The 1,697-nt window shown below is 74.1% G+C and carries 2 protein-coding genes; both read left to right on the forward strand.

The window, feature by feature from the left end; genetic code table 11:
• The coding region (gene gsmA, locus ACWJ6R_RS35935) for a sporangiospore maturation cell wall hydrolase GsmA (protein ID WP_449066479.1) at positions 1–500 on the forward strand (500 nt) is incomplete at its 5' end.
• Positions 501–660: 160 nt separating this feature from the next.
• A partial coding sequence (locus ACWJ6R_RS35940) for a hypothetical protein (RefSeq protein ID WP_449066480.1) occupies positions 661–1,697 on the forward strand: 1,037 nt, incomplete at its 3' end.

The following is a 1,697-nucleotide window of genomic DNA, read 5'->3' on the forward strand; positions in this document are numbered from 1 at the left end:
CCGCCGCGGCCCCCGCCCTGGCCGTCGTCCCCGGCAGCCCGGCGGAGTTCGTCCGGCAGGTCGGCCCCGCCGCCCGGCAGAGCATGCGGGCGACGGGCGTGCCCGCCTCGGTGACCCTGGCCCAGGCGATCCTGGAGTCGGGCTGGGGCCGCAGCAAGCTGGCGACCAGGGACCGCAACTACTTCGGCATCAAGTGCTTCGGCGGCCCGGCCGGCCGCGCGGCCGGCTGCCGCGACTACCCGACCACCGAGTGCGGCTCGGGCGGCTGCGGGAAGACCACCGCGTCCTTCCGGACGTACCGCACGGCGGCGGACTCGTTCGCCGACCACGGCGACTTCCTCGCCTCCAACAGCCGCTACCGGGCCGCGTTCGCCCACTCCCAGAACCCCGACCGGTTCGCCCAGGAGATCGCGAAGGCCGGATACGCCACCGACCCGGCCTACCCCGGCAAGCTGATCGGCCTCATGCGCACCCACGATCTGTACGGCTACGACCGCTGACCGGCTCCGTGCGCGCCTCCGGCCTGTACGGCTACGACCGCTGAGCGGCCTCACGCGCGCCCCCGGCCCGCACCGCCGCGACCGCTGACCGGCCGGTCCGCCACCCCGCCGCCCGGCCCGCACGGGACGGCCGCTCGCCGCCACGCCCCAGGAGAAGACGATGCAGCCAGATGCCTCCCCCACGAGGCACGCCGCCCGCCGCCGGAAGGCGGCCCGGCCTCCCCGGTGGCTGCTCTTCCTCGTGGGAGGGCTCCTGATGAGCGCCGCGAGCCTCGTGCTGCCGGGCGAGACCGACGACGTGGCCATCCGGTCGGCCGTGTCGCTCGCCGCGGTCGCCGCGATGATCGCCGGGACGCGCCTGCGCCGCCCGGCCGCCCCGGCGGCGTGGCGGCTGCTGGCCGCGGGCCTGGCCGTCTGGGTGGGCGCGGACCTGCTGTGGACCGGCTGGTTCCTGACGGCCGGCGGCGTCGGCCACCCGGTCCCGATCTGGATGGAGGTGGTCTACCTCTTCTCCTATCCGCTCCTGTTCGCCGGGCTGGGCAGGCTGCCGGGCAACGCGATCCGCTCCAGGGACGGCGGGGTGACGCTCGACGCCATGGTCATCCTGCTGGGGGTGGCCTTCGTGTACTGGACGGTGGCCTTCAACCCCTACGGGGGCATCCAGGACCCGTCGGACCGGAACATCCTCATGGCGGCGACCTATCCGGCCGCCGACCTGTTCGTGCAGTTCATGGTCATCCGGCTCTGGTTCACCCACGGCCTGCGCAACCGGTCCTACGCGATGCTCGTCCTGGGCTTCGCCGGGATGTTCGCCAACGACGTGCTGTACGCCCTCGACCTGCAGGTCGGCGAGAGCTGGGGCTACGACCTCCTGGGCAACGGGGGCTGGCTGCTCTGGTTCGTCCTCATGGGCACGGCCGCGCTGCACCCGTCCGCGGCCGACGGCCGCCGGACCGCCTCCGACGGCCACCTGACGGTCGCACGGGGCGTCGCCTTCCTGGTGATGGCCTGCGCGGGACCCTTCTCCCTTGTCGTCACCGTCCCGTCCGGCGCGCTGATGGACCCCCTCGACTTCGTGGCGCCGCTGGTCATCTTCGCGGCCCTGATGGGATTCCTGATCATCCGGCTGATCACCAACGCGCGCGCGGCGCAGCGGCGCGCGCTGCTGCTGGACGAGCAGGCCGCGGAGCTGTCGCG

Source organism: Planomonospora algeriensis (assembly GCF_977012225.1).